The following is a 23,975-nucleotide window of genomic DNA, read 5'->3' as shown; positions in this document are numbered from 1 at the left end:
CGTCACCGTACAGCCCGCAGTAAGTGGTACCGCCGGTACTCGGTATGCGAGAATCCGACGACTTTGTTCGACGAACCGGAGGATCGGACCCATGGGGATTATCGGCGCGCTCGACGGCGCGGCGCGCGAATGGGCCGCCGCCGTGGACACCGCGGCCCGCAACGCATGGGCGTTGTCTTTCGGCGAGGGCATCGAGCGCCATGTTCCGACGCCGTCGACGCTGTTGTTCGACGAACCGCATCGACAGTTGCGGCGGTTCGGGCGCGACGGCGACCGGCGCGGTAGGCCGGTGTTGCTGGTGCCACCGTTGGCGGCGCCGGCGACGTGCTTCGATCTGCGTCCCGGTCAGAGCCTTGCCGAATTCCTGCTCGACACCGGCCGCACGCCCTACGTCATCGACTACGGAACGATCGGCTACGCAGATCGCAACTTGTCTTTCGAGACCTGGATCGATGACATTTTGCCGACCGCTATCCAACGGGTTTCCGACGACAACGGCGAGGTCGATGTCGTGGCGTGGTGCCTCGGTGGAACCCTCAGCCTGCTCACCGCCGCGGCGCACGAGGATCTGCCCATTCGTTCCATCGCGACGGTCGCCACGCCGATCGAATATGCGCACCTACCCTCGCTACAACCGCTGCGCATGACCGCCAAGCTCACCGGTGGCCGACTCGTCACGACCTTCAACAGACTGGCCGGCGGCATTCCCTCGCCGATAGTGCAGGCCAGCTTCCGCTTCACCGCGCTGGATCGGGAAATCAAAAAGCCCTGGTTCATTGCCCGCAACCTGCTGGAGACCGAGACGCTGGCGCGGATGGAGTCCATCGACCGTTTCATGGGCGCGATGCCGGGTTATCCGGGACGGTTCTACGGTCAGCTGTGGGGTCGAATCATGCTGCGAAATGACCTGGCCGAAGGGGGACTGCGCCTCGGCGAGCGCCGTATCGAGTTCGCCCGGGTCGGCGTTCCGGTGCTGGCCATCGCGGGCACCGGGGACGCGATCACCTCGGTTCCCGCCGCCCGCCACCTGGTGGAAGTCCTCACCGGTGCGCCCTCGGTGCGGTTCGAAACCGAACCCGGCAGCCACCTCGGCGTGTTGACGGGGCCCCACGCCCGGGCGACGACCTGGGCTCACATCGACCGATTCTTCGCTGAACTGGGCGAGCACGATGCGGTGACCGTTCGTTAGCCAAAAGGTTTCTGTGCGCGCGGTCGCATCGACGGCATAATGAGGGAAGCGGTTGCCGCGGGCACTCATGGGCAGTCGGGTTTGCTTCGTACACTGGAATGCAGACCGCCGTCGGTAGACGCCGATAGGCATCGGCAGGGTTGACGATCGGGAGGAGCAATTTCGGTGACTGTGCTTTCCCGGATAAATTCGCCGGCCGACCTGCACGGCCTCTCGGAGGTCGAAATCACCGAGCTGGCAACGGAAATACGCGAGTTTCTGGTCCAGAAAGTGGCCGTCACCGGAGGGCATCTGGGTCCGAACCTGGGCGTGGTGGAGTTGACCATTGCGCTGCACCGGGTGTTCGAGTCGCCGCATGATCCGATAGTTTTCGACACCGGTCACCAGGCGTATGTGCACAAGATTCTGACCGGCCGTAAAGACAAGTTCGACAATCTGCGCAAGCAGGGCGGGCTGTCTGGATATCCGAGCCGGGCCGAGAGCGAGCACGACGTCGTCGAGTCGTCACACGCGTCTGCGGCGCTGTCCTATGCCGACGGCCTGGCCAAAGCCTTCGCGCTGACCGATCAGCACCGGCATGTCGTCGCGGTCGTCGGTGACGGCGCGTTGACGGGCGGTATGTGCTGGGAGGCGCTGAACAACATCGCCGCGGGCAAGGACCGTCCGCTGGTGATCGTGGTGAACGACAACGGCCGCTCGTACGCGCCGACCATCGGCGGCCTCGCCGAGCACCTGGCCGCGCTGCGGTTGCAGCCGGAGTACGAGCGCATCCTGGCCGCGGGCAAGCACGTCATCAAGCGCATCCCAGGAGTCGGACGCTCGACGTACTCGGTGCTGCACGGCATCAAGGCGGGCCTCAAGGATGCGATGAGCCCGCAGGCGATGTTCTCCGACCTGGGCATCAAATACCTCGGTCCGGTAGACGGCCACGACGTCCATGCCGTCGAAATGGCGCTGCGACGGGCCAAGGCGTTCGGCGGCCCGGTGCTGGTCCACGCGGTGACCCGCAAGGGCATGGGGTATCAACCTGCCGAAGACCATCAGGCCGACCAGATGCACTCCTGTTCGCCGATCGACCCGGTGACCGGGAAGGCCAAGACGGTTGCGCCCACCGACTGGACCGCGGTGTTCTCGGCGGAGCTGATAGAGCACGCGAACCATCGCGACGACATCGTGGCCATCACCGCCGCTATGCCGGGCCCGACCGGGTTGGCGGCGTTCGGTCAACGGTTCCCCGATCGCATGTTCGATGTGGGCATCGCCGAGCAGCACGCGGTCGCCTCGGCGGCCGGGCTGGCGCTCGGCGGAATGCATCCGGTGGTAGCCGTGTACTCGACGTTCCTCAACCGGGCGTTCGATCAGCTGCTCATGGACGTGGCGCTCCTGAAGCAGCCGGTGACGCTGGTCCTGGACCGGTCGGGGATTACCGGAAACGACGGGCCGAGTCACAACGGCATGTGGGACCTGTCGCTGCTGGGCATCGTTCCGGGTATGCGGGTGGCGGCACCTCGTGACGCGGCACGGCTGCGCGAGGAACTTGCCGAAGCGTTGGCTGTAGGTGACGGCCCGACGGCGCTGCGGTTCCCGAAAGGTGCAGTAGGCACCGATATCGATGCGGTCGACCGCATCGACGGCATCGACGTGCTGCGAATTCCCGCAACCGACGCCAAGGATGTGCTGCTGGTCGCGGTGGGCCCGTTCGCGAGGCTGGCGCTGGAGGCGGCCGAGCGGCTCGAGCAGCAGGGGATCGCGGCGGCAGTTGTCGATCCGCGCTGGGTGCTGCCCGTTTCGGAGTCACTGGTCAAAATGGCGCAAGACTTCCGGCTCGTGGTCACCGTGGAGGACAGCGGCGTGCACGGCGGCGTCGGCTCTACCGTGTCGGCGGCGTTGCGTGCTGCTGGCGTCGACGTGCCATCTCGGGATCTCGGTGTGCCGCAACAGTTCCTCGAACACGGCTCGCGCAACGAAGTCCTGCGCGATGTCGGGCTGACCGCGCAGGATGTCGCGTTGCGCGTGACCGGCTGGGTGGCCGGGCTGGACCCAGAAGCGCAAACGTTGGCGCGGGCGGCCGAAACGGAGTAGCGGACGCCGGGTCGTGGCAAAGTCCTGCCGCACGTGGCACGATCGCGAGGGTGACCAGTCCCGCAGCAGCCCAGCGCTTGCGCGATCTCGAGCGGCTGCGCCGCGTCCGCGACCGGATCGATCGTGATTATGCGCAACCGCTGGACGTCGAGGCGCTTGCCCGCGACGCGCATATGTCGGCCGGGCACCTCAGCCGCGAATTCCGGCAGGCCTATGGGGAGTCGCCGTACGCGTACCTGATGACTCGGCGGATCGAGCGCGCGATGGCGCTGCTTCGCCGTGGCGACCTGAGCGTCACCGAGATTTGTTTTGCGGTCGGCTGCTCCTCGCTGGGGACGTTCAGCACGCGATTCACCGAACTGGTCGGCGTGCCGCCGAGCACGTACAAGCGCGAGGCTGCCGCGATAACGCAGTACGCAGACCGCAGCGGCACGGCGACAACGCAGCGCGCGACCGATACCCAAGGAATGCCGCCATGCGTGGCGAAACAGGTCACCAGACCGGTCAGGAATCGAGAAGCGCGCCCCAGTGAGCCGCAACTAACGTGACGTCCATGGACATCACCATCTACTCGACAATGCTTCCGCACGACGACCGCGACGCATCGCTGGCCTTCTACCGCGACACCCTCGGCTTCGAGGTCCGCAACGACGTCGGCTACAAGGGAATGCACTGGATCACCGTCGGTCCGCCGGACCAGCCGGGCACCTCGATCGTGCTGTACCCGCCGGCGGCCACCCCCGGCCTCACCGACGATGAGCGCCGCACCATCGCCGAGATGATGGCCAAGGGCACCTTCGCCAGCATCAACTTGGCTACCAAGGACCTCGACGGCACGTTCGAGCGGCTACAAGCCAGCGACGCCGAGGTGGTTCAGGAGCCGACCGACCAGCCATACGGTATTCGGGACTGCGCCTTCCGCGACCCGGCCGGCAATCTGCTCCGCATCCAGGAACTGCGCTGAGTTAACGACAGAGAACGTCAACGTGACGCCGATCGCTAGAGCGGTCGGCGTCCCAAGTGGAGCTGGGGTCACATGAGCACGGGTTTGCAAACCAGGGGACGCCGGGCAGACAGAGCCGGGGACGTGCACGTCGCCGATAGCCATGATCTGATCCGGGTGCACGGCGCGCGGGTGAACAACCTCAAAGACGTCAGCATCGAGATCCCGAAGCGACGGCTCACCGTGTTCACGGGCGTCTCCGGATCGGGCAAGAGCTCGCTGGTGTTCGACACCATCGCCGCGGAGTCGCAGCGACTGATCAACGAGACCTACAGCACCTTCGTGCAAGGCTTCATGCCGACGTTGGCCCGTCCGGAAGTCGACTTCCTGGACGGGCTCACCACCGCGATCATCGTCAACCAAGAGCGGATGGGTTCGGACCCGCGCTCCACCGTCGGCACGGCCACCGACGCCAATGCGATGCTGCGGATTCTGTTCAGCCGGCTCGGCAAGCCGCACATCGGGTCGCCGCAGGCGTTCTCGTTCAATGTCGCGTCGATCAGCGGAGCCGGTGCGGTCAGCGTGGAGAAGGCGGGTAAGACGGTGAAGGAGCGTCGCAGCTTCAGCATCACCGGCGGAATGTGTCCGCGCTGCGAAGGCCGCGGCTCGGTCAACGACATCGACCTGAGTCAGCTCTACGACGACAGCAAGTCGCTCAACGAGGGCGCGCTCACCATCCCGGGTTACAGCATGGACGGCTGGTTCGGCCGAATCTTCAACGGCTGCGGCTTCTTCAGCGCGGACAAGCCCATCAAGAAGTTCACCAAACGCGAACTCAACGATCTGCTGTACAAGGAGCCCACCAGAATCAAGGTTGACGGCATCAACCTGACCTACGAGGGCCTCGTCCCCAGGATTCAGAAGTCGATGCTGTCCAAGGACGTCGACGCACTGCAGCCGCACATACGGGCTTTCGTCGAGCGGGCGGTCACGTTCACCATCTGCCCGGAGTGTGACGGCACCCGACTCACCGCACTGGCCCGGTCGTCGAAGATCAAGGGGCGCAACATCGCCGACCTGTGCTCGATGCAGATCAGCGACCTGGCGCAGTGGGTTCGTCAGCTCGACGAGCCCACAGTCGCGCCGTTGCTGAAGGGCCTGCAGCACTTGTTCGACTCGTTCGTCGAGATCGGACTGGGCTACTTATCGCTGGACCGACCATCGGGCACGCTGTCCGGGGGAGAAGCGCAGCGTACCAAGATGATTCGTCACCTGGGATCCTCGCTCACGGACGTGACTTACGTCTTCGACGAACCCACGATCGGCCTGCACCCGCACGACATTGCGCGGATGAACGAGTTGCTGCTGCAGTTGCGCGACAAGGGCAACACCGTACTCGTGGTCGAGCACAAGCCGGAGACCATCGCGATTGCCGACCACGTCGTCGATCTCGGACCGGGCGCCGGGACTGGCGGTGGCACCGTGTGCTTCGAGGGCACGGTCGAGGGGCTGCGGGCCAGCGACACCATCACCGGCCGTCACCTCGACGACCGAGCGAAGCTCAAGGAGTCGGTGCGGTCGGCTTCGGGTGCGTTGGAGATCCGCGGCGCCTCGATGCACAACCTGCAGAACGTGGACGTGGACATCCCGCTTGGCGTCTTGTGCGTCCTGACCGGCGTCGCCGGATCCGGAAAGAGCTCGCTCATTCAGGGGTCGGTGGCTGACCTCGACGGCGTCGTGGTGATCGACCAGGGCGCTATCCGCGGCTCGCGGCGCAGCAACCCGGCCACGTACACGGGCCTGCTGGACCCGATCCGCAAGGCGTTCGCAAAGGCCAACGGCGTGAAGCCGGCATTGTTCAGCGCCAATTCGGAGGGCGCGTGCCCGGCCTGCAATGGCGCCGGGGTCATCTACACGGATCTGGGCCCCATGGCCACCGTCGAATCGACCTGCGAGGAGTGTGAGGGTAAGCGATTCGGCGCGGCCGTGCTCGAATACACCTTCGGCGGCAAGAACATCGCCGAGGTACTCGCGATGCCGGTGGCGGAGGCGACGAAGTTCTTCGATACGGGCGAGGCGAAAACGCCAGCGGCGCACAAGATCCTAGTTCGACTGTCCGATGTCGGGCTCGGGTATCTCACGCTCGGCCAACCGCTCACCACGCTGTCCGGCGGCGAGCGCCAGCGGCTCAAGCTGGCCACCCACATGGGCGAAAAGGGTTCGGTCTACGTCCTCGACGAACCGACCACCGGCCTGCACCTCGCCGACGTCGAGCAGTTGCTCGCCCTGCTCGACTCGCTCGTCGACTCAGGCAAGTCGGTGATCGTCATCGAGCACCATCAGGCGGTGATGGCGCACGCCGACTGGATCATCGACCTTGGCCCCGGCGCCGGTCACGACGGCGGCCGGATCGTGTTCGAAGGGACGCCGCGAGATCTGGTAACCACCCCCGCAACACTTACCGGCGAGCACCTCGCGGCCTACGTGGGCGGCTGATCGGTCGTCTCGAACGCCACTGCCAACCGCGGCACCACGAGTTCGCGCTGCCACCGACGCGCGCGGCCAGCGGCGAGAAAGGCGTCGATCTGTTCTGCGGCGTCGGATTCGGTGGCAACCCCTTCCCAGCACAGGCGGCGCAACAGGTCGGGGGTGAGCAGGTTTTCGACGGGAATTTCCAGCGATTCGCTCAGCTCCGCCATCACCGCCCGGGCGGCATCGAGGCGTTGCGCCGCTGCGGGATTGCGCCGGGACCAACGATTGGTCGGCGGGGGACCGGTGTGCGGCTGACTCAGCGGCGGGAGCTCGCTCTCGGGCAGGGTCCGGGCACGTCGCAGCGCCGCGAGCCACATGGACGAGGACCGCCGCTGGCGTGGGCCGCCGAATACGGGCAGTTGGCGCAGCTGATCAATGGATTTCGGGTCCGCGGCGGCTGCCGCGACGATTGCGGAGTCGGGCAGCACCCGACTGGGCGCGATGTCGCGAGTGCTCGCAACTTCGTCTCGGGCAAGCCACAATTCGCGCGCTGCGGCCAGTTGGCGTGGCTGCTTCAACGTATGAATATGTGAGACTCGCCGCCAGCGGTCGGGTTTGGGCGCCGACGGCCCGGCGGTCCGCACATGTTCGAATTCCTGGGTAGCCCAGTCGATTTTGTTCTGCTTGGTCAGCTCGGTGACCATTGCCTCGCGCAACTCCAGCAGGACTTCGACGTCGAGCGCGGCGTAGTTCAACCACTCGGCGGGCAGCGGCCGCCGCGACCAATCAGCGGCGCCATGACCCTTCTGCAGCGAAAGCCCAAGCGTGCGTTCGACGATCGGCGCGAGGCCGACTCGCTCGAATCCGGCGAGGCGTCCGGCGAGTTCGGTGTCGAACAGTGCCGCAGGGCGCAGTCCGAGTTCGGCAAGGCAGGGCAAGTCCTGATCGGCGGAGTGCAGCACCCATTCCAGCGGGTTGAGGACCGCGCCCAGAATCGCCATGTCGTCGGTCACCGGAATCGGATCGATGAGCACGGTCCCCGAACCCCGGCGACGCAGCTGAATCAGATAGGCGCGCTGCGAGTAGCGGAAGCCTGACGCGCGCTCGGCGTCGACGGCGAGGGGACCCTCGCCCTGGGCGAGTCGTTCGGCCGCGGTCCGTAGGTCCGCAGCGGTCTGCACCACTGGCGGCACACCATCCGTCGGCGCGAGCAGCGGCACGGCGTCGCCTTCGACCGACGCTGCGCGCACATCCGACATAGCGAGGACAATACGGGCACGCAGCACCGCCGAAACACCTGCGGGTGGGTCAGTCGGCGACGGTCTCCTCGGCGTTGTGCTCGGCAGCTGCCTTGACCAACTCCTCCAGCGCCTCGGGGAAGGCATCGGCGAGCGACCACAGATTGGGCACCAACTCGGTGCAGGCGATCAATCCGACGTTGAGTTGGTCCTCCAACGACATGACGGTGATGGTCAACCCTGCGCCGTGGAACACCGGTCCCAGCGGGTACATCGCGGTAACTCGGCCGCCCAGGAAATAGAGCGGCATCGGCGGCCCCGGCACATTGGAGACGACCAGGTTGTGGATTACCGGATGCCGTTCGGCCAGGCGCAGTTTCGCGTACACCCGCATGGCCGCGCCGAAGGTTGCGGGTCCGGCGAACTGTGCCCAGTCCTGCAACAGCGTGGCGCCGAGGGCTTCGTTGTGCACTTTCGATACCGCGTTGGCATCGGCGATCGAGCGTAGGCGTTCGGCGGGATCGTCGATGTCGGTGTGGAGCTGGCTGAACATGCCGGACACCTTGTTGGTGCCCGGTCGGTCGGATTTTGCATGCACGGAAACGGGAACCATTGCCACCAAAGAGTTTTCGGGCAACTCGCCGCGGTCTTCGAGGTAGGCGCGCAGCGCGCCGGCGACCAGGGTCAGCACCACGTCGTTGACCTTGACGCCGAAGGCATTCTTGACGTCCTTGACCGTGTTCAGGTCGAGTTGCACGTAGGCGACGTTGCGGTGACCGGTGATGGTTCCGTTGAACGACACCCGGGGTGCGGTGAACGGCGCGGGCATCGACTGACCGCGCCGGGCACGGGTGATCCAATCAGGTACCAGCGGAACCGTTTTGGGCACCATGGCCGCGATCTTGAACGGCCGGCTGGCAAAGCCGAGCATCCCGCTGATGGCCATCTCTACCGTGTTGGCCGAACCCGAGTGCTTGTTCGGCGCGACCGACGGGTCGGGCGGCGCGGCGTCGGGCTCGATGCTGCACAGTTGCGACATCATGTTCGCGCCGGTGACGCCGTCGACGCCCGCGTGGTGCATTTTGGACATGACGGCGATGCGGCCGTCGTCGAGACCCTCGATGACCCACATCTCCCACAGTGGCCGGGCGCGGTCGAGCGGCTGGCTGGCGATGTGTCCGCAGAGTTCGGAAAGTTCCGCGGCCCCACCGGGGGCGGGAACGGCGACCCGGTGACAGTGCCGGTCCACATCGAAGTCGGGATCGTCGACCCACACCGGGTGGTCGAGATTGAATTTCGAATCCTGGATCTTTCGCCGGAACCCCGGCATCAAGCGCACGCGGGTGGCAAGCTCTGTTTTCAGCGCCTCGAAGCTGTATCCGTTCGGCATGGTGGACGGGTCGATCACGACCAGTCCGCAAACGTGCAGCAGCTGCGTCGAAGTCTCGAGGTAGAGAAAGCTGGCGTCCAAACCGCTGAGTCGCTCCATGCCGCAATACTAGAACGTGTTCTAATATTTCGTCCAGTTCTCCCGAATACAGCGTGGTAGAAACGTTACGAGAGGATGGTGAAGCGTGAGCGACGGGTTCCTGCGACGGCAAGCGGTGATGCTTGCGCTCAGCGCCAACGCGCTGCGACCAGTCCCTGGCATGCCGGCCTCGGTGCCGACGTTCTTCGCCGGCTGGCTGACCAGCGAACTCGCTCCGCATCTGCTGCTCGCCACCGCGGCCGACGCGACGACGCACACCCTGCGCCACGGCGTCCACGGCCGTCGTGATGCGGTCGGCCTCGCCGCGGCCGGCCTGTCGGTCACCGCGCTCGGTGCCGTCATCCAGTCCGGCCGCGGTGCCTCCGCCGAAGTCGATTCCGCGCTGCGTTCGGCGCTCGGCCCCGATTACCGCGAAACCGATGTCGACCCGGCCCTGCCGTGGCTGTCACTGGCGTACCCGTTCCGGATGCGCAACCGCGACGTGGTCAAGGTGCGAAACGTGCCGTATGCACCCGGTGGTCGCCGGTTCCTGATGGACATTTACCACCGCCGCGACCTGCCGCACGATTCGCCGATTCTGCTGCAACTGCACGGCGGCGCCTGGGTCACCGCCAACAAGGATCACCAGGCGGTGCCGCTCATGCTCGAGATGGCTGCCCGGGGCTGGCTGTGCGCGGCCATCAACTATCCCTTGTCGCCGAAGGCGACCTGGCCCGCGCATCTGATCGCCGTGAAGCAGGCCATCGCGTGGCTGCGCGAGCACGCCGCCGAATACGGCGCCTCGCCGGAATTCCTCGCGGTGACCGGTGGCTCGGCGGGTGGGCACCTGGCGGCCATGGCCGCGCTGACCCCTAACCGCGACGATCTGCAACTCGGGTTCGAGAATGCCGACACCAGCGTGCAGGCCTGCGTTCCGCACTACGGCGTCTACGACTTCGCCGGTGACACGGACATCCGGGCAGTCAAGCTGCGAGTCCGCTCGCACCTCATGAAGATGGTGTTAGGCAAAGACGCAAAGTTCCCGGAGGACTACCGGGCGGCGTCCCCGTATGCGCACGTGCGCGCGGATGCGCCGCCGTTCTTTGTCATCCACGGCAGCAGCGACGCGCTCGTACCCGTCGCCGAGGCCCGGGCATTCGTCGACAAGTTGCGCGCCGAGTCGCGGAACCCGGTGGCGTACGCGGAGTTACGCGGTGCCCAGCACGCGTTCGACGTGTTCCCGTCGATCCGCAGCGTGTACGTGCTGCGCGGGGTGGCGAGCTTTTTGGAGTGGGCGCTGCGCGACGCTAGTGTCCCGCGCGCTGCCCTAGGTTAGTGACGCCCGCGGGCGGCAAACCGGCGGCGTAGGCGAGCACCTCGGCAAAGGCCTCGACGTGCGGCGCGAGTTCGGGGGAGGTAGCCGTCCACGACGCCCGCAACTCGAGCTGATAGGCGTGCGGCGGGCCGACGATGTCGCCGTATCGCACCGAGCTTGTCGCCGTCACCGTCCCGCCCAGCGCGTTGAGCGGTTCCGAGCGCGACTCCAACGCGTCCACCAGCCAACTCCATGCCACCTCGGGCAGCAGCGGGTCGCCAGCCAGGGCCGCCTCGAGGTCGGCCTGGATGTAGGCCACCAGGCGTAGCGTGCCGTTCCAGGCCTCGTCGCCGTTCGGGTCGTACAGCAGAATCAGGCGACCGAACGCGTCACCGTCGGACTGCTCGGCCACGACCTCGGATTCGGGGTGCTTGACCTCGGCGCCGAGTGCATACGAGTAGGGCGCGAGCCGCTGTGGCGGCCGGATCGGGCCGAGCTCGATATCGGGATGCACCGTGGCGCTGTGCATCGCATCGATCGCAGCGCGAAACACCGCGGGTTGGCTGCCGGGCCCGGATGTGCTCTCGCGGGGCGCGGCCGCGGCGCCATCGCGCTCGTCGTGCGGGATCACAAACTTCGAGGCTAGACCTGACGGTGTAATGCGCAACGGAGGCGCGCCGCTGCCGCTATTTCGGGCGGATGGTGAGGATCTGCGAAACGGTCCCCACGGGTCCGCGCTCGTCGTGAATGACGCTGCTGGTCAGTCCCCGGCCGCCGGGACCGAATGTGACTGTCGTATCGAAGCCGACCCACTCACCGGCCGGTTCGGTGAACAGGTGCGCGGTGAGGTCGATGTTGGGGTAGGCGACCTTTTCCGGGTCCGCGCGCACGGCCATGCCGTTGGCAATATCGAACAGGCCGACCGCCCGGGAGAGTTCGCTGACCGCCTCGTCGCGGACGAGCGGTACGTCTGTGCGGACCCAGTATCTGGCCCGGCCCGGCTCGAGTAACTCGCGCCGCACCTGCGCGGATGCGATGAAGCCCCCAGGCCAGACCGTCGTCGGATCCCATGGGGGCAGGGCGGTCGGCGGTGCGATGGCAGGGTAGGCGGTGCCCGCCAAGTCGGCGGTGTCACCTGGTTGCATCAGCCACGCGCGCAGTCGGACGGCCTCCCGTCCGCCGTGCGCGAGGGTCGCTTCGACCAGTTCGATGGTCCGTCCGGGTCGGGTGACGGCCACCGATGTCTCGACAGTGTCCATCGGCACCGTTCCCAGGATGTCGTAGGACAAGCGGGCGATCACCAATCCGTCGCTGCGACGAGCATCGCGGTCAGCCTCGACCAGGTGGGCGAGCAGTCCCAGCGCCGGCGCGATGTGCTGCTCGTTGGGATCCCAGCCGCCGCTGACGTGCTGGGTCGGGCGGTAGGCCCGGGCGCCGACCCGGTCGAAGTAAGCCACGTGGGTTCTCCCGTCTGTCCGGTGACTGCTGACAACGCTAAGCGACCGCCCAGGCTCGCGCGCAACCGTGAGAACATGGCAACGATGATCAGCGACCAGAAACAGACGCGCCGAGCCCTGCCCGACGCACCCCTCCTCGCCGCCGCGACCGGTCGGGCCCCCACGCAGCGGCCCGTGTGGTTCATGCGCCAGGCCGGTCGCTCGTTGCCGGAATACCGGGAGATTCGCGCGGGCACCGGGATGCTGGAGTCATGTTTCACTCCGGAGCTGGTGTGCGAGATCACCCTGCAACCGGTCCGCCGCCACGGCGTCGACGCGGCGATTCTGTTCTCCGACATCGTGGTTCCGCTGAAGGCCGCGGGCATCGATCTCGACATCGTGGCCGGGGTCGGTCCGGTCGTGGCCGAGCCCGTCCGCAGCGCCTCGGACGTAGCTGCGCTGCCGCGCCTCGACTCGGCCGCCGTCGGTCCAGTCGCGGCGGCGGTGGAACTACTGATCAACGAACTCGGCGCGACGCCGCTGATCGGCTTCGCCGGTGCGCCCTTCACCCTCGCCTCGTACCTGGTCGAGGGCGGTCCGAGCCGCAATCACGAGCGCACCAAGGCGCTCATGCTCAGCGAGCCCGATACCTGGCACAGCCTGTTGCGCGCATTGACCGACATCACCATCACGTTCCTGCGGGCCCAACTCGACGCCGGCGTCGACGCGGTGCAACTGTTCGACTCGTGGGCGGGCGCGCTGTCGCTGGCCCAGTACGAGTCCTTTGTGTTGCCGCACACCGAGCGGGTTTTTGGGGCGCTCACCGATGCGGGAGTACCCCGCATCCATTTCGGCGTCGGCACCGGCGAATTGCTCGGCGCCATGGGCCGGGTCGGCGCAGACGTCGTGGGAGTCGACTGGCGAGTGCCGCTCGACGAGGCCGCGCGCCGGGTCGGTCCTGGAAAGGCGTTGCAGGGCAACCTGGATCCGGCCGTGCTCTTCGCGGACTGGACCTCGATCGACGGCGAGGTGCGCCGCGTGCTGAACGAAGCGGATCGCGCCCTGCAACTGGGCTCGAGCGGCCACATCTTCAATCTCGGTCACGGCGTGCTGCCCGAGACCGACCCAGGGCTGCTCACCGCGGTCGTGGAGTTGGTGCACTCACTGTGAACCGCTTTGCCGTTGTCGGGGGCGGAATTTCGGGGTTGACGGCGGCCTACCGACTGCGCGAGCTGCTCGGCCCGGGGGCGAGCATCACCCTGATCGAGCGGGAGGCGCGGACCGGCGGCCAGCTGCACACAGTTTCGCTCGCCGGCGAGCCGTTCGACGTGGGCGCGGAAGCGTTTGTCGGGCGACGGCCCGAGGTCCCGAAACTACTTGCCGAACTCGGTTTGGCAGATCAGCTCGTGCACCCGTCCGGCTTGCGCCCGCGAATCTGGGCGGGCTCGGCGCTGCACCCGATGCCGGCGCAGACGCTGATGGGTATTCCGTCGTCAGCGGATTCGATGGCCGGGCTCGTGGATCGAGCCACCCTCGACACCATCGCGCGAGAACAAGACCGCCCGCTGCACTGGAAACCCGGCACCGACAGGGCGATCGGCGCCCTGGTGGCCGAACGATTCGGTGAACAGGTGGTGCGCCGTAGCGTCGACCCACTGCTCGGCGGGGTCTACGCCGGTTCCGCCGACGGAATTGGCATCCGCGCTGGGTTGCCGACGCTCGCGGCGGCGCTCGATTCGGGGGCCGAAAGTCTCACTGCCGCAGTGGGTGCAGCGTTGCCACCGCCCCAGGCGGGTCCGGTGTTCGGGGGAATCCGCGGCGGCTATCGGGTGCTGCTCGACGCGCTCACTCGGCACGCTCGCCTCGACGCTCGCGTCGGTGTCGCCGCTACGACCATCGCCCGGCAGGGCGATCGCTGGAGCGTCGGGCCGATCGGCGACTTCGATGCCGTGATTCTCGCCGTGCCCGCAGCGGAAACGGCACGGCTGCTTGCCGTTTCGGCACCACGCGCCGCAGCGGCAGCGGCCGCGATTCCGGCCGCAGGTTCCGCGCTCGTTGCGCTCGCCTTCAGTGCCGATGCGGAGTTACCCGAATATTCGGGCATTCTGGTCGCCACCGGAGAGTCGTTGCGGGCCAAGGCGTTCACCTTCTCCTCGCGGAAATGGCCGCATCTCGCCGGACGGGGGACAACGTTGGTTCGCGCGTCGTTCGGCCGGTTCGGCGACGACACGGCACTGCGCAGCACCGACGCAGACCTGATCGGCGCGGCGTGTGCGGACCTCGGCGAGGTGGCCGACGTCCATGCCGAGCCTGTTGCCGCCTACGTCCAGCGCTGGCCGGCCGGTCTGCCGCAGTACGGTCCGGGCCATCTCGATCTGGTGCAGACCATCGAGTCCGATGTCGCAGATCTGGACGGGCTCGAAGTGGCCGGGTCGTATCTGCGCGGGGTGGGCGTGCCGGCATGCATTGCGGCGGCCGATGCCGCCGCTCGACGCCTCGCTGACAGTCGCTGACTCGGCGAGTGGCACCATGGAGGCATGGCTCGCCTCGACTTCAACGCGCTCAACTCCTCGATTCGGTACCTGATGTTCTCGGCGTTTCAGGTCCAGCCCGGCGCACTGGGGGAAGACCGGGAGGCGGCGATCAAGGAGGCCCGGATCTTCTTTGAGGGCCTCGAGGAGCGTGGCGTCGTCCTGCGCGGCATCTACGACGTGTCCGGCCTGCGCGCCGACGCCGACTTCATGCTGTGGACGCACGCGGAGCAGATCGAGCAACTGCAGAATGCATACGCCGATTTCCGCCGGACGACCGCGCTCGGTCGGGCTAGCACGCCCGTCTGGAGCAACGCGGCCGTGCACCGCCCGGCGGAGTTCAACAAGAGCCATATCCCGGCGTTCTTGGCGGGGGAGGAGCCCGGCAACTACGTCTGCGTGTACCCGTTTGTGCGCTCCTACGACTGGTATCTGCTGCCGGAGGCCGACCGGCGCAAGATGCTGGCCGACCACGGCAAGCAGGCGCGCGACTATCCCGACGTGCGGGCGAACACGGTGCCCGCCTTCGCGCTCGGCGACTACGAGTGGATCCTGGCCTTCGAGGCCCCGGAACTGCACCGCATCGTCGACTTGATGCGAGACCTCCGCAACACCGAGGCGCGGCTGCACGTGCGCAAGGAGATTCCGTTCTTCACGGGGCCGCGGGTGGACGTCGAAAAGCTCATCACCGCGCTGCCGTAAGGGCAGCGACGGCTCTATAGCCTCACGAACGGGTGGCTTTCGACACCCCCACTCGACGTTTCGTCCGATAACCACCTGTTGGTGGCGCCGAACCTCTACGCCTCCGGCTGCAGCCGCAGTGAGATCGAGTTGATGCAGTACCGCTTGTCCGTCGGGGTGTCGTAGCCCTCACCTTCGAAGACATGCCCCAGGTGGCTGTGGCAGTTCGCGCAGAGCACCTCGACACGGCGCATGCCGAGTGAGCGGTCTTCGCGCAGGACCACGGCATCGGACTCCGCCGGATCGAAGAACGACGGCCAACCGCAATGCGATTCGAACTTCTCGGTACTGCGAAACAGTTCGGCCCCGCAGGCACGGCAGGTGTAGATGCCGGGGGTTTTCTCGTCGGTGTACTCGCCGGTGAAGGGACGCTCGGTGCCCGCGAGGCGTAGCACCTTGAACTCCTCGGGTGACAGGCGTACTCGCCATTCGTCGTCGGTCAGCTGAACGCGTGGCGCGGATTCGGAACGACTCATGTTTCCACGCTAATACGATTCTGTTCCCCGGCGGGGGGCCGAGAATTTTTGACCGCAGTGGGACGTGAGTCCTCCTCGGCGCGGGGCCGTGCAGCAAGCACAAATTCTGGGTCGATACCGGCCGCGAGTCGTCCCTCGCGTCGTGCGGCGAGGTAGCGGTCGGCGAGGACCGCGAACACCACCAACAGCAGCAGGCTCCAGCCGAAGGTGGTCTTCATGTAGTCGGCGAGCCGGCCGGCCTCGGGGAACCGGGTGGACAGCCAACTGTCGTAGGACATGAAGCCGTACACGGCCAGCCACGCCGGCCAGTTGCGCAACACCGAGTTGCGCAGCACGACCGTCATCAGCATGGGGAACAGCATCATCGAGTAGTACATCTGGCCCAGCGATCCGAGCAGGAACGTCGCGGCGAGCAGCACTCCCGAGGTGGTGGCTACGTAGAACAACTCGTCGTCGCGGTAGTAGCGCCACAGCAGCCACAGTGAGATCAGCACCATGACGCCGAAGGTGATGCGAATGATCCAGACCAGCGCCGGTGGCAGCCCGTAGTAGTCACCGTTTCCGACGATCGCACTGTTGAAGTAGTCGCGTGATTGCGACAGGTACGGCAACGTCTTGTGCACAAACCCCATCGGATCGACCGACAGCGGCCAGGCGATCGCGTTGAGCACGAGCGGCACGGCGATGGTGGTCGGGAATACCTTCCACTGTTTGCGCACGATCGGCAGTAACAGCAAGGGCCACAGGATGGGCTTGACCGCAAGGGTCAGTCCGATCGCAGCTCCGGCCCACAGATCGCGCCGGCGGAGCAGCAGCATCAAAAAGACGACCTCGCCGAGCAGCACGCAGCCGTTGATATTGGTGAACACGAGCGTGTTGGTCACCGTCTCGGACATGAACATGCCCAGCAGCAGAACCGGCGCGGCGATCGATGACAGACTCCGGCCGAACATGCGCAGCAGCAGGTACCACGCGATGAGGATCGCGATGGCGTTGATCACGATGAACAGCCAGCGCGCCTTTTCCGGGTCGAGAATTGCCAGCGGCGAAAACAGCAGCGTCGCGCTCGGTGGATACAAGTAGTGGGGGTCGACGAATGAGAGGTTTTCCCCGTACACGGCCCGGTGGTTCAGGAAGGCGAGGGAGGCCTTGTAGACCGGCGTGAAGTCATCGGTGATGTACCCGTTGACGGCCTTGATGACCACTCGATGCAGCACGGTCATGATCGCAATCGGCCACAACGCGAACTTGATCACGTCGCTGGTCGTGCGCGCGGTGCGCGGTTCGAGATGTCCTAACACTCCGGGCACGGTACACCGGTCCTTGCTTATGCCGGGCATGCCATCCCGTTCGCGGGCAGCTCCGCGGTCTTGACGTAGCCGACTATTGCCTGTTGGGCGCAGCCGGAGTGGGCGAGGACCGGATGTCCCCAACCCTGCCAGGTGATCACCGAGGCGTTGCCGCCGGCCGCGCCGATCGCGCCGGTCACCGAACTGAGCCCGGCGTTGCCGACCACCGGGTCGGCGGTGCCGTTGAGCACCAGGACGGGCAGCTTCAACTGCTTTGGCGGTGGGCCGGCGCCGACGACCGGCCACGCGGTACAGGCCATCATGGCGATGGCGGCCTGCTTGCCGAAGACGGGGTAGCGCTTGTCCCAGGTCTGTTCGAGCTCGCGCACTTTGTCCGGTGTCGGCCGTTGGTGGGCGTCGGTGCAGCGCGCGACGAACTCGCCGTCGCTGGCGGTGAACGCCTGCTCGCGGGTGACGATCGTGCTGAGTGCGCCGACGTCGCCGTTCTGGGCGGCGCTGAGTGCGTCGGCAAGCTCGGAGATGCGGTTCGCCTGATCGGCGCGCGGCGAGCCGAGGAATCCGGAAATGGCGGTGAGCACCGCGTTCGCCGACAGTGACCCGAGGTCGCCCGAGCCGGCCCGGCGCACCACGTCGGCCACTGCGGCCCGCGGATCGGATCCGAGCGAGCAATGCACACCGATGCATCGGGTGGCGAAGGCGCTCAGCGCGGCCTCGGCGCCGGTGACCTGGCTCTCGGTCATCGCGGTGACGTCCGCGTTGAGAGTCTCCGGCGAGTCGAGGATCAGCCGACCCACGTGCCCGGGGTGTTTGGCGGCGTAGTCGAGCGCGACGGTGGCGCCGTTGCCCGTGCCGATGATTCCAATGGTGTCCACCTGCCAGTTCAGCCGCAGTTGTTCGATGTCGTCGGCGGCGTGACCGGCGTCGAAGGCAAGTTCTTGGGGCTGCAGGAAGTCCTTGCACGCCGTCGTCGCGGTTTCGCTGACGTTTGCCATCGCATTGACCGGGTCGCTGCCGTCGCTGGTGGTCTGCGTCGGGTCGCTGGGCGTGTAGCCGAACTGCGCGTTGTCGTCGAGTGCGCTGCGCACCGGCGGTTTGAGGCAGTCGATGGGTGTGGAATTGCCGATGCCGCGCCGGTCGATCGCCACGATCGGCCGCGAGGTCAGCAACGCACCGACCGGGCCGGAGGCCAGGCCGGCGAGTGTCGCCGAGGACGGGCGGTCCGAGCCCGAGGTCAGAATCAGGGGCGCGACGTTGGTAGGTGTCTGCGGGAACCGGGCACGGACCAGCCCGACGGTGAAGGTGCCGTATATCGCCCCCGACGCGTCAATCGGTGCGGTGTACTCGGCGCAGTCCAAGGTGAGCCCTTGCGGCGCGGGTCCCAGGCTCAGCAGTTTGAGCGTCGGTTCGGTGCAGTTGCGCCAGGTGAGGTCGGACTTGGGGACGGGCAGTTCGGCCGCCTTCGGTGGCGGTGCAGAGTTGGTGTCTCCGCTGCCCCCGGTTCCCGAGGTGTGCTGTTCGACGGCGACGCCCGGTCGGTTCGAGGGGCCCGCGCCGCATGCCGCGCAGGCAAGGGCTACTACGGCGGCCCCAACCACAGCGCGCAGCGTGGCGCGATTCATACGCATGGACACCAGCGTGCCAGGTTCAACGGGAATCGTTGCGCACCCACCGGGTGAGCAAGGTCCCGTCGTCGGCGGAGAGCACGTGCGCACGTGTCATAGGTTGACGAACACTGTTGGTGGACACCGCAATCCGGCGGCTGGTCCCGGCCGTGAGCACCGGCGCAAAGGTGAGGCACAGGTCATCGACCCGGTCGTCGGCGGCCAACTGGCCGAACAAACCTGGACCGCCCTCGCACAGCACGCGCAGCAGCCCGAGGTCGCGCAGCGAATCGAGCAGCGCCGCGCTGTCGATGTGGTGGGGCGCGATCTCGAGCACTTTCGCCCCAGCGTCGCGCAATTGCTCCTTACGGTCGGGTGGCGCGGACTTCGTGGTCAGGATGATGGGCGGAACCGTGGTGTCGGTGAGCAGTCGTGCGGTGGGCTCGATGGACGCGCTCGCGGTCACGACGGCGATCGGTGGCACGGCGGCCAGGCCGGCCTGCAGGCGACGCTCGCGACGCTGCTCGTTTGTGCGCGCGCCACCGTAGTTCTCGATTCGGGCGGTACCGGCGCCCACCAGGATGACGTCGGCGAGTTCGCGCAGCACGCCGAACACCTGCCGGTCGGAATCGGTGCCAAGCCCGCCGGAGAATCCATCGATATCGGCGGCACCATCGATGCTGGAGATGAAGTTGACCCGAAGCCACACATCGGTCAGCTCGCCTGGGTAGGCGTATAAATCGCGCAACTGCTCGTCGGAGAGGTCGCTGCCTGATGGTGTGAGGTAGGTCGCACTCTCGAGACGCTGCACAACTCACATAAGAGCAGATCGTTTAAGTTCTTGCTCATGGTGTCCCACCTCGTCGATCGCAGCCCGGTCGTTCCGGCCGACCAACTCATCGCCCAGATGGTTCCGCCGCCGATGTTCGACGAGGTCAGCTTCGACTCCTACATCCCCGATCCGGCCGAGCCGACGCAGGCGGCGGCGGTGCAGAAGGCGCGCGCGTTTGCCGATGGCCTGCACAAGCCGCGGTCGGGCAAGCGCGGATTGTTCGGTAAGAAGGCCCCCGCCACCGGGGCGGGCCTCTACCTCGACGGCGGCTTCGGTGTGGGTAAGACGCACCTGCTGGCCTCGATCTATCACGCGGCGAACCGGGATTCCGGCGCACGCGCGTCGTTCGGCACGTTCGTTGAACTTACGCACGTGGTCGGCGCGCTCGGATTCAACCGCGCGGTCGAGGAGTTCGCCGGCAACAGCGTGCTGTGTATCGACGAGTTCGAACTCGACGATCCGGGCGACACGATGCTGGTGTCGCGGCTGCTCACCGAGCTTTCCGGTCGCGGCGTGTCGATCGCGGCGACGTCGAACACGCTGCCGGGCCAGCTCGGCGAGGGCCGGTTCGCGGCTCAGGATTTTCTGCGTGAAATCAAGAAACTCGGCTCCGTCTTCGAAACCGTGCGAGTCGACGGTCCCGACTACCGCCACCGCGACCTGCCGCCCGCGCCCGAACCGACATCGGATGCCGACCTCGAGGCGCGTGCGGAAGCTACCCCGCACGCGACGCTGGACGACTTCGACGCGTTGTGCGAGCACCTGAGCACGCTGCACCCGTCGCGGTACAACAAACTGCTCGACGGTGTGGGGGCGGTGTTCATCGAGCACCTGCATCCGGTGCAGGATCAGGCGGTGGCGCTGCGGTTCGTCGTGCTGGCAGACCGGCTGTACGACGCCAGCATCCCGGTGACCGTGTCCGGCGCCAAGCTCGACGAAGTCTTCCCGCAGGAGATGCTCGACGGCGGTTACCGCAAGAAGTATTTGCGCGCGACGTCGCGATTGTTGGCGCTATCACGCTTCGAGCTGCCGACGCGCTAGCGGCGAGTCTCGCTGGTCGGCTGGTACTTTCGTCGTCGTGGTTGGCACGCGGGCGACGGAAGATCCCTCGATTGCAGTCGCTTCTCCCGCCGATCCGGTAGCCGCACCTGCCCGGCGCGCCCGGTTATGGCGAATCGTCGCAATTGTCGCCGGTCTCATCGGCGCCATCCTCGCCATCGCGGTGCCCCTGTTGCCCGTTCATCAGCAACAATCGAGCTTTAGCTGGCCCCAAGCCGGCCGCGCGCAGAGCGTGACGGCCGCGCTCGTGTCGTATTCGCCCCTGAGTGTTGACGCCGACATTCCGTGTGCAGCGGTGACCGAACTCGGCGCCAAGGGCGCGACGGTGCTGGCCACGATTCCGCGGTCTGCCGGTCAGGCGCTGCGCTACGGCCTCAGCGTCGTGGTGACGCCGGGGGATCGGCTCCAGGTGGTGCTGCGCGACAAGACGCTCATCGACACCCCAGTCTCGTCCCTGCCCGCCGATTGTCGGATCACCGTCTCCTCTGGCATCTCCCAAACGACCGTCGATGGCGCGGGCAAGCACGTGGTCTTGGCTGGGGACCAGCGCCCCCAACTGGTCGGGCTGTTCACCGACCTCATCGGCGCTGCCCCAGCCGGGATGAGTGCGCACGTGGTGATCGATTCCCGATTCACCACCTCGCCGACCGCGATCAAACTGGCCGCCATCGTCGGTGCGTTGCTCGCCACGGCGCTGGCGCTGTGGGCACTGCACCGACTCGATTGCCTCGACGGTCGAGGTAACCGCAGGCTCTTCGCGCGCCGGTGGTGGCGGCCGCGACCGGTGGACTGCGTGGTGGCCGGGGTGCTGCTGTTGTGGTACTTCATCGGGGCCGGAACGTCCGACGACGGCTATATCTTCGGCATGGCACGTACGGCCGGGCACGCCGGCTATCTGGCCAATTACTTCGCCTACTTCGGTGTTCCCGAGACTCCCATCGGCATTCCCTACGACAACACTTTCGAACTGCTGGCCCGCATCTCCACGGCCAGCATTGTCGTGCGATTGCCGGAGTTGATCCTGGGCCTGCTGTGCTGGTTCCTGATCAGCCGGGAGGTGATTCCGCGCCTGGGCGTGGCCGCACGGACCCAACTGTCGGCGCGCTGGACCGGAGCGTTCATCTTCCTGGCGTTCTGGTTGCCGTACAACAACGGCCTGCGGCCCGAGCCGGCGGTGGCCTTCGGAGTGCTGCTGACCTGGGTGTCGATGGAACGGGCGCTGGCGACGCGACGGTTGGCCCCGGCTGTGGTCGCGTTGATCGTCGCGGCGCTGGCGGTGGTGGCCAACCCGTCTGGATTGATCTGTCTGGCAGCGCTGCTGGCCGGCGCTCGGCCGCTGGCCCGCATCATCGTCACCCGCGCCCGCAGGTCGGGATATCTGGCGCTGGTCTTCCCGGCGCTGGCGGCTGGACTGGTGGTGCTCACCATCGTCTTTGCTGGCCAGCCGATCTCCGAGATTGCCGCCATGCGCGGCGCACACAAGGTCGTCGGCCCGGACATGCCCTGGTACGACGACTACCTCGTCTACCAGGACCTGTTCCAGCCGACGCCCGACGGTTCGGTGGCCCGCCGGTTCGCCATGCTGGCGCTGCTGCTCGCGTTGGTGGTGTCGGTGCTGGCCCTGTTCCGCAAGAACGGGCGGATTCCGGGACTTGCCGCCGGACCGACGCGGCGGATTGTGGGCGTCACCGTCGCGGCCATTCCGCTCATGGCGTTTTCGCCGACGAAGTTCACCCACCACCTCGGCGTGTTCGCCGGCATCGCGGGTGCCGTCGCGGTGGTGGCCGCGGTTGCGGCAGGTCCCCGCTCGATCCGCTCGCCGCGGAACCGGACGCTCTTCGCCGCGGCCGTGGTCGCCATGCTCGCGGTGTCCTTCGCCAGCTCGAACGGCTGGTGGTACGTGGCGAGCTATCGAATTCCGTGGTGGGACAAGACAATTTCGGTGCACGGCATCGCCATCGGGACAGTGCTGCTGGTCATGGCGTTGCTGCTGCTCGCGGTCGCCGGTTGGCAGCACGTCCGCGAGTCGTTCGGCAAGACCGACCGGCCGGTGCGGCGACCTATCGCGATTCTCGGCATTGTGGCGGCGCTGGTGGTGAGCTTCGAGCTCGCCTCGTTCCTGAAGGCCGCGGCGCAGCAATACCCGGCATTCTCGGTGGCCAAGTCGAATGTCGACTCGCTCGGTGGGCAGTCGTGTGGTCTCGCCGACGCCGTTCTGGTCGAGCCGGACCCCAATGCGGGGATGCTCAAACCGCTTTCGGGAGACCCTGCCACCGCGCTCGGCGGACAGAGTCACGCCGGCTTCACACCCAACGGTCTCAACGTCAACGACCTGACGCCGGACGCCTCGGCGGCCGCGGCTGCCTCGGTCGGCCAGTCGTTGGGTAGTGCCGGGACCACCACCAAAACGGGAGAGTCCGGCGGAACTGGTCCAGGCGCCGCGCAGACCGGGATCAACGGCAGTGTGATTCCGCTGCCGTTCGGGCTGAACCCGCAGTCCACACCGATGCTGGGCAGCTACGACAGCGCCGGTGTGGACAAGAAACTCGTGTCCGGCTGGTATCAGCTGCCGGCGCCGGATGCGCACGGTTCCCGAGGTCAGATCATCTCGATTGCCGCGGCCGGACGTATTGCCTCGACGGACATCGACAAACTGCCGGTGCCCGGCCAAAGCGTCCAGGTCGAGTACGGCGTGGCCAATGCGGGGCAGGTGCAGTCGTTGGGCCGGGTCACGCCCGACGACGTGAGTGTCCTGCAACCACAGTGGCGCAACCTGCGGGTGCCGTTGGGCCAGTTGCCGCCGCAGGCCAATGTGGTGCGCATCGTCGCCAGCGTCGACAGCTCCGATCCCAAGCAGTGGGTGGCCGTGACGCCACCGCGCGTGCCGAAGCTGCAAACCCTCGATTCGCTGGTCGGACACCGCGCGCCGGTGCTGCTCGACTGGCTGGTGGGCCTCGAGTTCCCGTGCCAGCAGCCGATGCCGCACCGCTACGGCGTGGCCGAGCTGCCCAAGTACCGCATCACGCCCGACTTTTCCGGTGCGATCATGACCACGAACTGGGAAAGCCATGCCTCCGGTGGCCCGCTCGGCTACATCGACCTACTCACCCGGGCCGACGTCATCCCGTCCTATCTGCGCGACGATTGGAAGCGCAACTGGGGTGAATTGGAACGACTCGACCCGCTGGTGCCGAGCGCAACGCCGGCCCAACTCGACGTCGACACGGTACGACGCTCGGCGATGTGGAGTCCCGGTGCGCTGAACTTCGACATCCGCTGAGT

The 23,975-nt window shown here is 66.8% G+C and carries 19 protein-coding genes; 11 read left to right on the top strand and 8 right to left on the bottom strand.

All coding sequences use genetic code 11. The features are described from left to right. Nucleotides 1-91 precede the first annotated feature (91 nt). The 5 genes from FOS14_RS16775 to FOS14_RS16755 all read left to right on the top strand — a co-directional run bounded on the left by FOS14_RS16775 (nucleotide 92) and on the right by FOS14_RS16755 (nucleotide 6,710). Nucleotides 92-1,189 (top strand): alpha/beta fold hydrolase, encoded by a 1,098-nt coding sequence (locus tag FOS14_RS16775; protein WP_143771960.1) that lies wholly within the window; start codon nucleotides 92-94, stop codon nucleotides 1,187-1,189. Nucleotides 1,190-1,354: 165 nt separating this feature from the next. Then, nucleotides 1,355-3,271, top strand: coding sequence for a 1-deoxy-D-xylulose-5-phosphate synthase (gene dxs, locus FOS14_RS16770; RefSeq protein ID WP_143771959.1), 1,917 nt, complete (start codon nucleotides 1,355-1,357; stop codon nucleotides 3,269-3,271). A gap of 50 nt (nucleotides 3,272-3,321) precedes the next feature. Further along, a complete protein-coding gene (locus FOS14_RS16765; RefSeq protein ID WP_143771958.1) occupies nucleotides 3,322-3,819 on the top strand; it encodes a helix-turn-helix transcriptional regulator in 498 nt (165 codons plus the stop codon). A gap of 5 nt (nucleotides 3,820-3,824) precedes the next feature. Continuing rightward, nucleotides 3,825-4,235 carry a VOC family protein gene (locus FOS14_RS16760; protein WP_143771957.1) on the top strand — a complete coding sequence of 137 codons (411 nt, stop codon included), beginning with the start codon at nucleotides 3,825-3,827 and terminating at the stop codon, nucleotides 4,233-4,235. Nucleotides 4,236-4,307: 72 nt separating this feature from the next. Next, nucleotides 4,308-6,710, top strand: a complete 2,403-nt coding sequence (locus tag FOS14_RS16755) for an excinuclease ABC subunit UvrA (protein WP_143771956.1) — start codon at nucleotides 4,308-4,310, stop codon at nucleotides 6,708-6,710. Here FOS14_RS16755 and FOS14_RS16750 read toward each other — a convergent pair. Together FOS14_RS16750 and FOS14_RS16745 are read right to left on the bottom strand one after the other, a co-directional pair. Then, on the bottom strand, nucleotides 6,695-7,945 hold the full coding sequence (locus FOS14_RS16750) for a ribonuclease D (RefSeq protein ID WP_143771955.1): 1,251 nt from the start codon (nucleotides 7,943-7,945) through the stop codon (nucleotides 6,695-6,697). The genes FOS14_RS16755 and FOS14_RS16750 overlap by 16 nt on opposite strands. Nucleotides 7,946-7,994: 49 nt before the next feature. Then, a complete protein-coding gene (locus FOS14_RS16745) occupies nucleotides 7,995-9,413 on the bottom strand; it encodes a wax ester/triacylglycerol synthase family O-acyltransferase (protein ID WP_143771954.1) in 1,419 nt (472 codons plus the stop codon). 85 nt (nucleotides 9,414-9,498) lie between these two features. Here FOS14_RS16745 and FOS14_RS16740 point away from each other — a divergent pair, with 85 nt between their 5' ends. Next, a complete protein-coding gene (locus tag FOS14_RS16740) occupies nucleotides 9,499-10,728 on the top strand; it encodes an alpha/beta hydrolase (protein WP_143771953.1) in 1,230 nt (409 codons plus the stop codon). Here FOS14_RS16740 and FOS14_RS16735 read toward each other — a convergent pair. Continuing rightward, nucleotides 10,700-11,260: a DUF3000 domain-containing protein gene (locus FOS14_RS16735; RefSeq protein ID WP_370512247.1), complete on the bottom strand. Its 561-nt coding sequence runs from the start codon at nucleotides 11,258-11,260 to the stop codon at nucleotides 10,700-10,702. The two genes, FOS14_RS16740 and FOS14_RS16735, sit on opposite strands and share 29 nt — an antisense overlap. 133 nt (nucleotides 11,261-11,393) lie before the next feature. Continuing rightward, nucleotides 11,394-12,164 carry a thioesterase family protein gene (locus FOS14_RS16730; protein WP_143771951.1) on the bottom strand — a complete coding sequence of 257 codons (771 nt, stop codon included), beginning with the start codon at nucleotides 12,162-12,164 and terminating at the stop codon, nucleotides 11,394-11,396. Between the two features lie 84 nt (nucleotides 12,165-12,248). Between FOS14_RS16730 and hemE the strand changes: the two genes are divergently transcribed. The 3 genes from hemE to hemQ are packed head-to-tail and all read left to right on the top strand — an operon-like array spanning nucleotide 12,249 to nucleotide 15,376. Further along, nucleotides 12,249-13,313, top strand: a complete 1,065-nt coding sequence (gene hemE / locus FOS14_RS25290) for a uroporphyrinogen decarboxylase (RefSeq protein WP_143772059.1) — start codon at nucleotides 12,249-12,251, stop codon at nucleotides 13,311-13,313. Next, a complete protein-coding gene (locus tag FOS14_RS25285; RefSeq protein WP_143771950.1) occupies nucleotides 13,310-14,656 on the top strand; it encodes a protoporphyrinogen oxidase in 1,347 nt (448 codons plus the stop codon). The genes hemE and FOS14_RS25285 overlap by 4 nt, the downstream gene beginning before the upstream one ends. Nucleotides 14,657-14,680: 24 nt before the next feature. After that, nucleotides 14,681-15,376 carry a hydrogen peroxide-dependent heme synthase gene (gene hemQ / locus FOS14_RS16715; protein WP_143771949.1) on the top strand — a complete coding sequence of 232 codons (696 nt, stop codon included), beginning with the start codon at nucleotides 14,681-14,683 and terminating at the stop codon, nucleotides 15,374-15,376. Between the two features lie 95 nt (nucleotides 15,377-15,471). On the opposite strand, the gene msrB is transcribed toward hemQ, so the two are convergent. The 4 genes from msrB to FOS14_RS16695 are packed head-to-tail and all read right to left on the bottom strand — an operon-like array spanning nucleotide 15,472 to nucleotide 19,613. Next, on the bottom strand, nucleotides 15,472-15,891 hold the full coding sequence (msrB, locus tag FOS14_RS16710; RefSeq protein ID WP_143771948.1) for a peptide-methionine (R)-S-oxide reductase MsrB: 420 nt from the start codon (nucleotides 15,889-15,891) through the stop codon (nucleotides 15,472-15,474). Next, nucleotides 15,888-17,231 carry a glycosyltransferase family 87 protein gene (locus FOS14_RS16705; RefSeq protein ID WP_143771947.1) on the bottom strand — a complete coding sequence of 448 codons (1,344 nt, stop codon included), beginning with the start codon at nucleotides 17,229-17,231 and terminating at the stop codon, nucleotides 15,888-15,890. The genes msrB and FOS14_RS16705 overlap by 4 nt, the downstream gene beginning before the upstream one ends. Then, the gene (locus FOS14_RS16700; protein ID WP_143771946.1) at nucleotides 17,219-18,826 is read right to left on the bottom strand and encodes an alpha/beta hydrolase; all 1,608 of its coding nucleotides are present in this window, start codon (nucleotides 18,824-18,826) and stop codon (nucleotides 17,219-17,221) included. Before FOS14_RS16700 ends, FOS14_RS16705 begins: the two co-directional genes overlap by 13 nt. Before the next feature lie 19 nt (nucleotides 18,827-18,845). Then, entirely contained in the window at nucleotides 18,846-19,613 is a 768-nt protein-coding gene (locus FOS14_RS16695; RefSeq protein WP_185981809.1) for a pyrimidine reductase family protein, read from the bottom strand. Nucleotides 19,614-19,649: 36 nt separating this feature from the next. On the opposite strand from FOS14_RS16695, the gene zapE reads away from it, so the two are divergent. Then, nucleotides 19,650-20,675, top strand: coding sequence for a cell division protein ZapE (gene zapE / locus FOS14_RS16690; RefSeq protein ID WP_143771945.1), 1,026 nt, complete (start codon nucleotides 19,650-19,652; stop codon nucleotides 20,673-20,675). A 37-nt stretch (nucleotides 20,676-20,712) separates the two neighbouring features. After that, the gene (locus FOS14_RS16685) at nucleotides 20,713-23,973 is read left to right on the top strand and encodes an arabinosyltransferase domain-containing protein (protein WP_255450402.1); all 3,261 of its coding nucleotides are present in this window, start codon (nucleotides 20,713-20,715) and stop codon (nucleotides 23,971-23,973) included. Nucleotides 23,974-23,975 lie beyond the last annotated feature (2 nt).

The organism is Skermania sp. ID1734 (assembly GCF_007489285.1).
In the GTDB taxonomy this organism is placed as follows: Bacteria; Actinomycetota; Actinomycetes; order Mycobacteriales; family Mycobacteriaceae; genus ID1734.
The sequence above is the reverse complement of the archived record's forward strand: the minus strand, read 5'-3'. Positions and strand labels throughout refer to the sequence as shown.